This window comes from Klebsiella sp. CN_Kp100 (assembly GCF_040065315.1).
GTDB lineage: Bacteria > Pseudomonadota > Gammaproteobacteria > Enterobacterales > Enterobacteriaceae > Klebsiella > Klebsiella oxytoca.
This window is the reverse complement of record NZ_JBEAIJ010000058.1, coordinates 121,806-134,438: the sequence shown is the minus strand read 5'-3', so window position 1 is coordinate 134,438 and position 12,633 is coordinate 121,806. Positions and strand designations below refer to the sequence as shown.

The window sequence follows — 12,633 nt, the reverse complement described above, 5'->3', positions numbered from 1 at the left end:
ATAATGGTTATTATTCACATTAATTCTCAGAACGCCACCCTGAAATAGCGTTTTTGGCGTCCGTAAAAATTCATCAGGAAATTCAGCCACTCCCATGTCATCTCAATCATCCAATACTGAATCTCTGTCCCGGTTTCCGCTCTGGCAGGTGATAACCCCGGTTCGCCGGAAGGTCATTCTGGCGATGGCGCTGGCGGGTCTGGCGGCCATCACCAGCCTTGCGGCGCTGCTTTTTCTGGCATGGAGCCTGCGCGATCTTCGCGTCTCGCCCGACGTTATTCCACTCTGGTCGTTGGGAGGGCTATTTGGCTGCGTGGCGCTGACTTTTGTCCTGCGCCTGCAGGCATTTAACACCTCGCATTATGCGGCGTTTCATCTGGAGAATATTCTGCGCAGCAGATTAGCGCAGAAAGCCGTGCAGCTTGCCCCGGGCGCGTTACAGCAAATGGGCAGCGGTGCGATGGCGAAGGTGATGCTGGATGATGTGAAGTCGTTACACATTTTCGTTGCTGACAGCACGCCGCTGTACGCTCGCGCGATAGTCATGCCCCTGGCGACCGCCGCTATCCTGTTCTGGCTGGACTGGCGACTGGCCATTGCCACGCTGGGTGTGCTGGCATTGGGTTCACTGATACTTACTCTCGCCCGCCAGCGCTCGGGAGAGATGGCTCAGCGTTATCATCAGGCGCGCGAGCAGGTCAGCGCCGCGGTGATTGAGTTCGTGCAGGCCATGCCGGTGGTCAGAACGTTTGATAGCGGCAGCACCAGCTTTTTGCGCTATCAGCATGCCCTTGAGGAGTGGGTCGATGTGCTCAAAATCTGGTATCGCAAAGCCGGCTTTTCCGCGCGTTTTTCATTCTCGATCCTCAATCCGCTGCCGACCTTATTCGTTCTGATCTGGTGCGGATACGGCCTGATGCAGGCGGGCAGCCTCGATTTTATCGCCTGGGTGGCCGTTTTACTGTTGGGCAGCGGGATGGCGGAAGCGGTGATGCCCATGATGATGCTCAATAACCTGGTCGCGCAAACGCGTTTAAGCACTCAGCGTATTTATCAGGTTCTCGCGATGCCGGAACTCTCCCGTCCGCTTGTCGATCGGCAGCCGAACGATGCGAGTATTACCTTTGAGCAGGTGAGTTTTCATTATCCACAAGCGCGCGCAGGCGCGGCGCTGCAGGAGGTGAGCTTTCATGTACCTGCCGGAAAAATAGTGGCGCTGGTCGGGCCGAGCGGCGCCGGGAAAAGCACCGTGGCGCGACTCCTGCTGCGTTATGCCGATCCCGATAAAGGCCATATTCGCATCGGCGGCGTGGATCTGCGCGATATGCAGACGGACACCTTGATGCAGCAAATCTCGTTTGTATTCCAGGACAACTTCCTTTTTGCCGACACCATCGCCAATAACATTCGTCTGGGCGCGCCGGATACGCCGCTGGAAGCGGTGATATCGGCGGCCAGAGTGGCGCAGGCCCATGAATTTATCAGCGCGTTGCCGGAGGGGTACAGCACCCGCGTCGGGGAGCGCGGCGTCTTTCTCTCCGGCGGTCAGCGGCAGCGCATCACCATCGCCCGGGCGCTGTTGCAGGATCGCCCCATTCTTGTGCTCGATGAGGCGACGGCGTTTGCCGATCCGGAAAACGAAGCGGCGCTGATCAAAGCCCTCGCGGCGGCCATGCGCGGCCGGACGGTCATCATGGTCGCGCATCGACTCTCCATGGTGACTCACGCCGATATGATCCTGCTGTTTTCCGACGGGCGGCTCCGGGAACGCGGGAGCCACCGGCAACTGTTGGCCCAGGGCGGCTTGTATCAGCAGCTGTGGCTGCGCTATCAGCAGGCGCAGCAATGGATGCCGGGGAGAACACAACCAGAGGAGGCGGAAAATGAAAGCCATTAATCCCGCGGATAACCTGGCCTGGCGCGTCATCTGGCGCCAGCTTATCTCCAGCGTTGGCAGTCAGGCAGGGATGCTGCGGCGCAGTATGATTGCGCTGCTGCTGGCGGCATTGATGCAGGGGATTGCCTATGCCTGCCTCTATCCGATCGTTGATGCGCTATTACGTGGTGAAGCATCGCCGCTTCTCACCTGGGCTTTGGCTTTCAGCGCTGCGGCGTTCGCGGCGCTGGCGCTACGCTGGTATGGGCTGGGCTTTGAATACCGTGGTCATCTGGCGCAGGCCACCCATGAACTGCGCCTGCGCCTGGGCGAACAGCTACGCCGCGTGCCGCTGGAAAGACTCCAGCGCGGCAGAGCGGGCGAAACGAACGCCTTGTTGCTGGGCAGCGTGGATGAAAATCTCAACTATGTGATTGCGATAGCCAATATTTTGCTTTTAACCATCGTCACTCCGCTGACCGCATCGCTGGCAACGTTGTGGATCGACTGGCGGCTGGGGCTGGTGATGTTGCTGATCTTTCCCATGCTGGTGCCGTTTTATTACTGGCGCCGGCCGGCGATGCGCCGACAAATGCAGACCCTGGGCGAAGCGCACCAGCAGCTGAGCGGGGATATCGTTGAATTTGCGCAAGGGATGATGGTTTTGCGTACCTGCGGCAGCGATGGCGAAAAAAGCCGGGCGTTGCTGGCGCATTTTAATGCGCTGGAAAGCTTGCAGAGCCGCACGCATCGCCAGAGCGCCGGCGCGACGATGCTGATCGCCGGCGTCGTGGAGCTGGGCCTGCAGGTGGTCGTGTTAGCCGGGGTGGTCTGGGTAGTAACGGGGACTCTGAACCTCGCCTTTCTGATAGCCGCCGCCGCGATGATTATGCGTTTTTCGGAACCAATGGCGATGTTTATCAGCTACACCTCGGTGGTGGAACTGATCGCAAGCGCCCTGCAGCGTATTGAGCAGTTTATGGCGATCCCGCCGCTTCCTGTCGCAGAACGCGGCGAGATGCCGGAGCGTTACGATATCCGCTTTGACACCATTTGCTACCGCTATGATGACAGCGGCGATCCCGCGCTCAACAACCTCTCTTTGACCTTTCCGGCCGCCAGCATGAGCGCGCTGGTGGGCGCCTCAGGCGCCGGTAAAACCACGGTCAGCAAACTGTTAATGCGCTATGCCGATCCGCAGCAGGGAGAGATTTCTATCGGTGGCGTCGATATTCGTCATCTGACGGCGGAACAGCTCAATAGCTTGATTTCCGTCGTGTTTCAGGATGTCTGGCTGTTTGATGACACGCTGCTGGCGAATCTCCTTATTGCCCGCCCGCAGGCCACGCAGCAGGAGGTGGAAGAGGCCGCCCGCGCGGCGCAGTGTCTTGAATTCATTTCCCGTCTTCCGCAAGGCTGGCTGACGCCAATGGGCGAGATGGGCGGGCAGCTTTCGGGCGGCGAGCGCCAGCGAATTTCCATTGCCAGGGCCTTATTGAAAGATGCGCCGATCGTCATTCTCGATGAGCCGACCGCCGCGCTGGATATTGATAGCGAACTGGCGGTACAGAAAGCTATTGATAGTCTGGTTCACAACCGGACGGTAATTATCATCGCCCATCGCCTGTCAACCATCGCCGGGGCCGGAAACATCCTGGTGATGGAAGAGGGAGAAGTGGTTGAACAGGGCACGCATGCGCAGCTTCTCTCCCGTCAGGGACGTTACCAGGCGCTGTGGCAGGCGCAAATGGCCGCGCGCGTCTGGCGTGATGCAGAGGTTGACGCATCTGAGGAGCGACTGCATGAGTGATGTTCAGTCGCAGGTGAAACCGTTAACGACCGGACGGGTGATTTTTGCCATTGCCGGGATCTATGTGACGCAGAGTCTGGTATCGGCGCTCTCTATGCAGTCCCTGCCTGCGCTGGTGCGCGCCGCCGGCGGCGCGCTGGCCCTTGCCGGCGCGACAACGCTGTTTATGTTGCCCTGGGCGCTGAAGTTTATCTGGGCGCCGTGGATTGAGCGCTGGCGCCTGCCGCCCGATCGCCCGGAGCGTCGTTCCCGCCTGTTAATCCTCCGGGGTCAGGTCGGGTTGGCGGCGATCCTGACGGTTGCCGCTGCGACCGGCGCGGTCGGGCGAACTGGGGGATTTCCCGACACGCAGATCGCCGCATTGTTTGCGCTGTTTTTACTCGCGGGTACGGTTGCCGCCACCATCGATATTGCCAGCGACGGCTTTTGTGTCGATCAGCTCAGTCGCGCAGGTTACGGCTGGGGAAACAGCGTCCAGGTCGGCGGCAGCTATCTGGGAATGATGTGCGGCGGCGGCGTCTTCCTGATGCTAGCGGCGGCATTCGACTGGCCGGTGGCCATGCTGATCATGGCGGCGCTGATCCTGGTCTTATCCGTTCCCCTGTGGCGCATTGCCGAACCCATGCGCATCACGTCTGTACCGCATGTTCCGGCGTTGGGTTATGCGCTTAAAAGGCGACAGGCGCGGCTGGGTTTACTGTTGGTGCTGATGCTGAATACCGGGATGCGGTTCGTGTTGCCTCTTCTGGCGCCGCTGCTGCTGGATCAGGGGTTGAGCATGACGGCGCTCGGCGCGCTATTCAGCGCTGGCAATATCGCGGCTGGTATCGCAGGAACGCTGGCGGGCGGGGTGCTGATGAAATACACCTCCTCCGGCAGAGCGCTGCTTGCGGCTTATGGCCTCCAGGGCGTCGTGCTGCTGGCAATAGTAACGACGTTGCTGCTGGCGCCGGGACATTTGCGGCTGCCGTTACTCCAGGGGCTGATCATCCTGCAATCCATTTCGCTGGCCTGCGCCCTGGTCTGTCTTTACGCCACGCTGATGACGCTTTCATCGCCTCTGCAGGCTGGCGTCGATTTTACGCTCTTTCAATGTACTGATGCCGCCATCGCCATTCTGGCCGGCGTGGTTGGCGGCGTAATTGCGCAGCATTTTGGCTATGCGGCCTGCTTTATGTTTGGCGGCGCATTCACGCTGCTGGCAGCGTGGATTGCTTCTACCCGGCTGCATTCGACAAACGCAATTGAAGGATCCGGGAATAACACAGAGAGGTAAGGGATGAAAATCAGTGAATTTTTACATCTGGCGCTCCCAGAGGAACGGCGGCTGCCGACGATTTGTGGCGTCTTACGCCAGTTCGCCGATGAAGAGTGCTATGTCTATGAGCGGCAACCGTGTTGGTATATCGGCAAAGGATGCCTGGCACGGTTGATCATTAATGCTGACGGCACGCGGGCGACCTTCATCAATGCGGACGGAGAGCAGCAATGGGCGGTGGATTCCATTACCGACTGCGCGCGTCGTTTTATGGCCCATCCTCAGGTGAAAGGGCGTCGGGTATATGGCCAGGTCGGGTTTAACTTTGCGGCGCATACCCGTGGGATAGCCTATCACGCTGGCGAGTGGCCATTGCTGACGTTAACCGTTCCCCGTGAGGAACTGATTTTTGAACAGGGAAATGTCACCGTTTCTGCCGACACCGCCAGCGAATGCCGACGTCTGTGCGAGTGGGTAAAAGCAGCCGGTACGGCGACGCCGTGTAACACCGTGACTGTGGATACCGCTGACAACGGTGAAGCCTATCAGGAGCAGGTGGCGCGCGTGGTTTCGGCGATCCGCCGCGGTGAATATGTCAAAGCGATTGTCTCGCGGGCTATTGCCTTGCCATCGCGTATTGATATGCCCTCCACGCTATTATGCGGGCGGCAGGCCAATACGCCCACCCGTTCGTTTATGTTTCGCCAGCAGGGGCGAGAAGCGCTGGGGTTTAGCCCGGAGCTGGTGATGGCGGTCAGCGGAAGCAAAGTCGTCACTGAACCCCTTGCGGGTACCCGCGATCGCATGGGGGATCCGCAGCAGAATAAGGAGAAAGAGACCGAGCTGCTGCATGACGGTAAAGAGGTGCTGGAGCACATCCTGTCGGTGAAGGAGGCGATCGCTGAACTGGCGGTGGTCTGCCAGCCGGGCAGCGTGGTGGTTGAAGATTTGATGTCGGTTCGCCAGCGCGGTAGCGTTCAGCATCTGGGATCTTGCGTCAGCGGCCAGCTTGCGGAAAGTAAGGATGCCTGGGATGCATTTACCGTGCTGTTTCCGTCGATTACCGCCTCGGGTATCCCCAAGAATGCGGCCCTGAGCGCGATTATGCAAATTGAGAAGACGCCGCGGGAGCTCTATTCCGGGGCGGTGCTGCTGCTGGAGGACACGCGCTTTGATGCGGCGTTAGTCCTGCGATCCGTATTTCAGGACAGCCAGCGCTGCTGGATACAGGCGGGGGCGGGGATCATTGCGCAATCGACGCCGGAACGCGAACTGACGGAAACCCGGGAAAAATTAGCGAGCATTGCGCCCTATTTAAGGGTGTCTGCGTAACGACGGCCAACTCTGCGTAAGGCCAAAAGTGCCAGCAGGCTGGCACTTTCTTTCTACGTTATCAGGCGCTTACTGTGCGTCAGCCAGCGCCAGCCGGGCCTCTTCCTGCTCGGTGATTTTACGCTGTTGCTCAAGCTCCAGCGCGCCGCGATGAGAGAGGTAGCAGAACAGGATGCAGCAGACGATCCCGCCCATCAGCAGATAGAACCCGCCGTGCCAGCCCATTTTATCGACCATCACGCCAAACAGGCTGGTGCCTAACGAGGCGCCAAAGATATAGCTCATAAATCCGCGCAGACCCACGGCTGAACCAACGGCAAAGCTGGGGACGATCTCCATGGTCTGGACCGAGGCCAGAAACTGCGGGACGTAAATCAGGCAGCCCACAATCGCCGCGAATACCGTGACCATCAGCAGAGATTCGCTTTTCCAGTAGCCGATCAGACAGATGAAGATTAGCGCCATGCAGATCATGGCTAACGGCATCCGGCGCCCTTTGAACAGCTTGTCGGAAAGCCACCCGGCCAGTAGGGTAGAAGGAATCGCTGCCCACTCAAAAAACAGGAAGGCGACGCTCATCTGCTCTTTAGAAAAATGTTTCACCGTCAGCAGATAGATAGGCAGCCAGCTGATCATGCCGAAACGCACCATGTAGACAAAGACATCGACGAAGGAGACATACCAGGCGTTTTTGTTGCGCAGGACGTAGGTGCAGAAGATCTGGAACGCGCTCATGTTCTCCGGCGCTTGCTGATTATGTTTGGTCTTCAGCACCACTTTTTCTTCCGGCATCATCTCTTCCAGCGAAGGCAGGCCTTCCTCGCGCGGCGAACCTTTACCCAGCACCAGTACGCTGATGGCGAATACCACCGCCACGCAGGCCGGCACAATGTAGCTGGCGCTCTGCCAGTGCTCGGTACCGAGAATCGCAAATGCGGCGCCGACGATCGGGGCGACAATCCCGCCGCCGACGTTATGGGAAATATTCCAGAAAGCCCCTACGCGGCCACGCTCCCGACGCGGGAACCAGTTAGCGATGGTAATAAAAGAGGGGCCGACCCCCATCCCCTGAAACAGGCCGTTCAGGACAACCAGCGCAGCGAAGATCCAGAATGCGGTACTGAATCCTAACCCGACGTTGACGATTGCGCACAGTACGAGACCGCAGGCCATAAACACTTTCGGGCTGGCTTTATCCGCAAGGCTGCTCATCACGCCTTTACTGATACCGTACGCTATCAGCATACAGCTGCTAAGCAAGCCGATCTGCGTGGCGCTAAGGTCTAACTGCTCTTTCAGATAGGGCGTGGATAATGTGAAGTTATTGCGCACAATATAGTACGCCAGATATCCCAGAAATACGCTTAGCAGCGCCTGCATGCGGTATCGACCATAAGTTGCCTGAATTTTCTCAGCAGGAACTTTATTCGCCGACGGCCCTTTTTTTAATAATGATAACATGTCGTCACCTGTATTTTATATTGATGTGAACATCAGGAGTATTCGACCTGAAGGGTGAAATAAGCGGCTATAAAATACAAATCGTCGAAATGAGTCAAAACTGACTCAAAATAATGAATTGATAGGTTACTTTTGACTCATATTGAATGAGCGAGAGCCTGCGGAAATAATTTTGCGCTGATTTTATGTCAGGCTTGTGCGGATACCAGCAAATTCCCCAATCATTATCTGGTAATCTTTCCTGATATTCCCGGACGCCCGTTTGACTATTTTGCCGGTCGCGGTGATTAATTCGCCAGATTTCATAAACGGGTAAGTTTTGTCTCAACGCTATTTTTACGGTATTTCAATATTTATGAACGGGATCACAAACATGTCTCTTCGTCGGGGCGGGATAGTGAGCAAAATGCTCGCGCTGATGCTGCTGACCGCCTGGCTGAGACCCTGTGCGGCGCAAAGCAATGAGCTGGTGATGGCGACGACATTTTCTCCCAGCGCCACCGTGTGGATTATCGATCGCTGGCAGACGGAGCCGGGGTCAGTGATGATCAGGACGCTCAACCGCACCAGCGCCTCGCTGGAACAGCTGCTTGATACGGCAAATGCCGAAAATGTCGATCTGATCCTGACCTCGTCGCCGATGCTGCTGCAGCATCTTCAGGAGCATCAAAAACTGGCGCCGTTCAGCGGTGCGCCGGCAGTCAGCCAACATCTGGTGCCGGAATCTATCCGCTCCACCTCCGTGGCCGTGGCGATTTCCGGGTTCGGTTTGCTGATTAATCGCTCGGCGCTGATGACACGGCATCTGCCTGCGCCAGCGGACTGGGATGACCTGACCGATCCCCGCTATCAGGGGGCGCTGCTGATGAGCAGTCCGTCGCGTTCGGATACCAACCATCTGATGGTGGAGTCGCTGCTGCAACAAAAGGGCTGGATTAAGGGATGGGAAACGCTGTTGACGAGTGCCGGAAACCTCGTGACCATTTCATCCCGCAGCTTTGGGGTGGCGGATAAGATTAAAAGCGGCCTGGGCGTGGCCGGTCCGGTGATTGATAACTACGCCAATCTGCTGCTGAACGATCCGCACCTGGCTTTTACCTATTTCCCGCAGTCGGCGGTTTCGCCGACCTATGTCGCGGTGCTTAAAAACAGTCAGCACGCCAGCGAGGCGCGGCGGTTTATTCGCTATCTGTTAAGCCCGGAGGGCCAGGCGATCCTCGCCGATGCTAATACCGGGAAATACCCGGTAACGCCGCTGGCGGCAGGCAATCCGCGGGCGGCGCAGCAGGCGGTGCTGATGAATCAACCGCCATTGAACTATCGGCTGATCCTCAAACGCCAGCGTCTGGTTCAACGGATGTTCGATACGGCGATCAGCTTTCGTCTTGCCCAGCTAAAAGATGCCTGGCGAGCGCTGCATAGCGCGGAGGCCCGTCTCAAGCGTCCGCTGCCCGAGATTCGCGCGTTGCTGACCCGTGTGCCGGTCGATCCGGCGAGCAGCGAGGATGAAGCCTGGCTGGCTCAGTTCGACAATAAGAGCTTCGCGGAACAGCAGATGATGGAGTGGCAGCTCTGGTTTCTCAACAATCAGCGGCAGGCGATTAATAAACTGGAAGAACTGAAATGATGGGCAGGTCCATGCTGCAACGTCTGCGGCAAATCAGTATCAGTAGCAGCCTACGCGGGGCTTTTCTGATGGGGGCGCTGCTGACGCTGATTGTCAGCAGCGTCAGCCTCTATTCATGGCATGAGCAAAGTTCGCAGATCCGCTATTCGCTGGATGAGTATTTTCCGCGCATCCATTCGGCTTTTCTGATTGAAGGGAATCTCAACCTGGTGGTCGATCAGCTCAATGAATTTCTGCTGGCGCCGAATACCACGGTACGGCTGCAGCTGCGCAACCAGATTATCCAGCATCTGGATAAAATAGAGCGGTTGAGCCAGGGGTTGTCGCCGGCAGAACGCCAGCAGCTGGCGGTGATATTGCAGGACAGCCGCGCGCTGCTGGCGGAACTGGATCGCGTGCTCTACAACATGTTTCTGGTTCGCGAAAAGGTGGGAGAGCTTTCGGCGCGGATCGACTGGCTGCACGATGATTTCACCACCGAGCTGAATTCGCTGGTGCAGGATTTTACCTGGCAACAGGGAACGCTGCTCGATCAGATTGAAGCCCGACAGGGGGATGCGGCGCAGTACCTGAAACGCTCCCGGGAAGTGCAGAATGAACAACAGCAGGTCTATACCCTGGCTCGTATTGAAAATCAGATCGTTGACGACCTGCGCGACAGGCTCAATGAACTGAAATCCGGTAATGATGACGGCATGCTGGTGGAGACGCATATCCGCTATCTTGAAAACCTGAAGAAAACGTCGGATGAAAATATTCGTGCGCTGGATGACTGGCCGAGCACCATTACCCTGCGACAAACGATCGATGAGCTGCTGGAAATTGGCATGGTGAAAAATAAGATGCCGGACACTATGCGCGACTACGTTACCGCGCAAAAAGCGCTCGTGGAAGCCAGCCGGGCCAGAGAAGCAACACTGGGACGCTTCAGAACGCTGCTGGAAGCCCAGCTTGGCAGCAGTCACCAGCAGATGCAGATGTTTAATCAGCGTATGGGGCAGATTGTCCGGGTCAGCGGCGGGTTAATCCTGGTGGCGACGCTGCTGGCGCTGCTGCTGGCGTGGGGGCTGAATCATTATTTTATTCGCTCGCGGCTGGTGAAGCGCTTTACCGCGCTGAATCAGGCGGTGGTGCAGATTGGTCTGGGCCAGACCGAGGCGACCATTCCGGTTTACGGGCGCGACGAGCTGGGACGTATTGCCGGTTTACTTCGCCATACCTTGGGTCAGCTTAATGCGCAAAAACAGCAGCTTGAACAGGAGATAGGCGAGCGGAAAGCGATTGAGGCCGATCTGCGTGCCACTCAGGACGAGCTGATCCAGACCGCTAAACTGGCGGTGGTGGGGCAGACGATGACCACCCTGGCGCATGAGATCAATCAGCCGTTGAATGCGCTGTCGATGTATCTTTTTACCGCAGGAAGGGCAATCGAGCAGGGACAGACGGAGCAGGCGCGGACGACGTTGAGCAAAGCGGAAGGGCTGATCAACCGCATTGACGCGATTATCCGCTCCCTGCGCCAGTTTACCCGCCGCGCAGAACTGGAAACAGCGCTGCACCCGGTCGATTTGCGCCAGACATTTACCGTGGCGTGGGAATTGCTGGCGATGCGACATAAACCTCAGCAGGGGACGCTGCTGATACCGGATGACACCGTCTGGATCCTGGGAGACGAAGTGCGTGTTCATCAGGTGCTGGTGAACGTGCTGTCAAATGCCCTTGATGCTTGCCCGCACGCAGCGCAAATCACCGTGAGCTGGCAAATCCAGGGCGAAAGGCTGTGCGTGTTGATTGCCGATAACGGCCCCGGCTGGCCTGCGGCCTTACTCCCTTCGCTGTTAAAGCCGTTCACTACCAGTAAAGCCGTGGGACTGGGAATAGGGCTTTCGATATGTGTTTCGCTGATGACGCAAATGGAAGGGGCGTTGCGCCTGGCGTCGACGTTTACGCGCAGTGCCTGCGTGGTGCTGGAATTCAATTTGACGGATGTAAAAGATGTTGAGTAATAACTGTTCGATTCTGCTGATTGATGATGATGCCGATGTGTTGGATGCCTATACGCAGCTGCTTGAGCAAGCGGGGTATCACGTCAGTGCCTGTAATAATCCTTTTGATGCGCGGGAGCAGGTGCCGAAGGACTGGCCCGGCATTGTTTTAAGCGATGTCTGCATGCCCGGCTGCTCCGGAATCGATTTAATGACGTTGTTTCATCAGGATGACGATCTGCTGCCGATTCTGCTTATCACCGGTCACGGCGATGTGCCGATGGCGGTGGAGGCGGTGAAAAAAGGGGCCTGGGATTTCCTGCAAAAGCCGATCGATCCGGGCAAGCTGCTCACGCTGGTGGATGCCGCGCTGCGTCAGAGGCAATCGGTGATCGCCCGTCGCCAGTATTGTCAGCAAAAATTACAGGTTGAGCTTATTGGCCGTAGCCAATGGACGGATCGGTATCGCCAGCGCCTTCAGCAGCTGGCAGAGACGGATATTGCGGTATGGCTTTACGGCGAGCCGGGAACCGGCCGCATGACCGGCGCGCGTTACCTGCACCAGTTAGGGCGTCACGCCGACGGTCCGTTTATCTCCTGCGAACTAAATACGGCTAACGCCCACACGCTGAATGAACTGATCGCGCAAGCCCAGGGCGGGACGCTGGTCTTAAGTCACCTGGAGCATCTGACTCACGGGCAACAGCATCATCTGGTACAGCTGCAGAGTCATGAGAAACGGCCTTTTCGCCTGATTGGTATCGGTAATGCTTCGCTGGTGGAACTGGCCGCCAGCAGCCAGATAGTGGCGGAACTCTATTACTGCTTCGCGATGACGCAAATTGGCTGCCAGCCTCTGTCAAAGCGACCTGATGATATCGAGCCGCTGTTTCATCACTATTTGCAAAAAACCTGTCAACGGCTGAATCATCCCGTCCCGGAGGTGGATGCCGGTCTGTTGAAGGGGATGATGCGGCGAGTGTGGCCAAATAACGTTCGCGAACTGGCGAACGCCGCCGAGCTGTTTGCGGTGGGGGTATTACCGCTCGCGGAAACGGTGAATCCGCAGATGCTTGTCGGCGAACCGACGCCGCTGGATCGGCGGGTTGAGGACGTCGAGCGGCAGATTATCACTGAAGCGCTGAATATCCACCAGGGACGTATCAATGAGGTGGCGGAGTATCTGCTTATACCGCGTAAAAAACTCTATCTCAGAATGAAGAAGTATGGCCTGAGTAAAGAGCATTACAAAGGGGTGTAAGGCAGTTTAAGGGGAGGAGGTGA

At 57.4% G+C, this 12,633-nt stretch carries 8 protein-coding genes; 7 read left to right on the top strand and 1 reads right to left on the bottom strand.

The annotated features are described in order from the left end of the window. The first annotated feature begins 184 nt into the window (after positions 1 to 184). Genes ybtP through ABLV12_RS25155 form a run of 4 tightly spaced genes read left to right on the top strand, consistent with a single transcriptional unit; the run spans position 185 to position 6,276 of the window. Entirely contained in the window at positions 185 to 1,897 is a 1,713-nt protein-coding gene (ybtP, locus tag ABLV12_RS25170; protein WP_160886588.1) for a yersiniabactin ABC transporter ATP-binding/permease protein YbtP, read from the top strand. After that, positions 1,884 to 3,686 carry a yersiniabactin ABC transporter ATP-binding/permease protein YbtQ gene (gene ybtQ / locus ABLV12_RS25165; RefSeq protein WP_160886481.1) on the top strand — a complete coding sequence of 601 codons (1,803 nt, stop codon included), beginning with the start codon at positions 1,884 to 1,886 and terminating at the stop codon, positions 3,684 to 3,686. Before ybtP ends, ybtQ begins: the two co-directional genes overlap by 14 nt. Continuing rightward, the gene (locus tag ABLV12_RS25160; protein ID WP_348867441.1) at positions 3,679 to 4,962 is read left to right on the top strand and encodes an MFS transporter; all 1,284 of its coding nucleotides are present in this window, start codon (positions 3,679 to 3,681) and stop codon (positions 4,960 to 4,962) included. The genes ybtQ and ABLV12_RS25160 overlap by 8 nt, the downstream gene beginning before the upstream one ends. A gap of 3 nt (positions 4,963 to 4,965) precedes the next feature. Next, on the top strand, positions 4,966 to 6,276 hold the full coding sequence (locus ABLV12_RS25155) for a salicylate synthase (RefSeq protein ID WP_160886479.1): 1,311 nt from the start codon (positions 4,966 to 4,968) through the stop codon (positions 6,274 to 6,276). 69 nt (positions 6,277 to 6,345) lie between these two features. Here ABLV12_RS25155 and pgtP read toward each other — a convergent pair whose 3' ends face one another. Then, positions 6,346 to 7,737: a phosphoglycerate transporter PgtP gene (gene pgtP / locus ABLV12_RS25150; protein WP_004102086.1), complete on the bottom strand. Its 1,392-nt coding sequence runs from the start codon at positions 7,735 to 7,737 to the stop codon at positions 6,346 to 6,348. A 406-nt stretch (positions 7,738 to 8,143) separates the two neighbouring features. Between pgtP and pgtC the strand changes: the two genes are divergently transcribed. The 3 genes from pgtC to pgtA are packed head-to-tail and all read left to right on the top strand — an operon-like array spanning position 8,144 to position 12,610. After that, entirely contained in the window at positions 8,144 to 9,364 is a 1,221-nt protein-coding gene (gene pgtC / locus ABLV12_RS25145) for a phosphoglycerate transport regulator PgtC (protein ID WP_016808960.1), read from the top strand. After that, the gene (gene pgtB, locus ABLV12_RS25140) at positions 9,361 to 11,370 is read left to right on the top strand and encodes a two-component system sensor histidine kinase PgtB (RefSeq protein WP_004102084.1); all 2,010 of its coding nucleotides are present in this window, start codon (positions 9,361 to 9,363) and stop codon (positions 11,368 to 11,370) included. Before pgtC ends, pgtB begins: the two co-directional genes overlap by 4 nt. Then, positions 11,360 to 12,610 carry a two-component system response regulator PgtA gene (gene pgtA / locus ABLV12_RS25135; protein ID WP_023320954.1) on the top strand — a complete coding sequence of 417 codons (1,251 nt, stop codon included), beginning with the start codon at positions 11,360 to 11,362 and terminating at the stop codon, positions 12,608 to 12,610. Before pgtB ends, pgtA begins: the two co-directional genes overlap by 11 nt. Positions 12,611 to 12,633: the final 23 nt, after the last annotated feature.